Here is a 422-nt window from a genome sequence, read left to right on the forward strand (position 1 = left end):
AATTTTTAGCACAAAGCCAAACCGTCGGCGAAACTACTTTATTGCGTTCGTTTCGCGCTTGGGTGAGAGAGCAGATAGCACAAGCAGAACAGTAGGCGATCGGCTTTTTCTTGAACGAAAGGATGAAGCTGGTAAGAAGCTGGTTGAGGATTGTAGGAAAGCAATTGTCGGCGTTTGATTGCCCGGAGGATATTTTCTTGCAAGTTATATCGGCTCACTTCTGGCATTTGCGCGGCGATCGCCTTCTCCTCTCAGAAGCGCGATCGCCTTTTTCGCATTACAAATACTCAACCTGACCGACCATTTCTTCTGGCGTAAAGACCTCATAAATTAAAATCAGACCTTCAATCATCAGAAATTAGGGTTGGTAAGGGGGAGAACGGAAACCCTCGTCATTTATGCGTAGGGAGGAGTTCTCCCCC

1 protein-coding gene is annotated in these 422 nt (G+C 46.9%); it reads left to right on the plus strand.

Going from position 1 to position 422, the window contains the following annotated elements:
• Positions 1 to 122 precede the first annotated feature (122 nt).
• A complete protein-coding gene (locus LKK83_RS13770; RefSeq protein ID WP_324631744.1) occupies positions 123 to 296 on the plus strand; it encodes a hypothetical protein in 174 nt (57 codons plus the stop codon).
• Positions 297 to 422: the final 126 nt, after the last annotated feature.

This window comes from Phormidium sp. CCY1219 (assembly GCF_035615515.1).
Classification (GTDB): domain Bacteria; phylum Cyanobacteriota; class Cyanobacteriia; order Cyanobacteriales; family Laspinemataceae; genus CCY1219.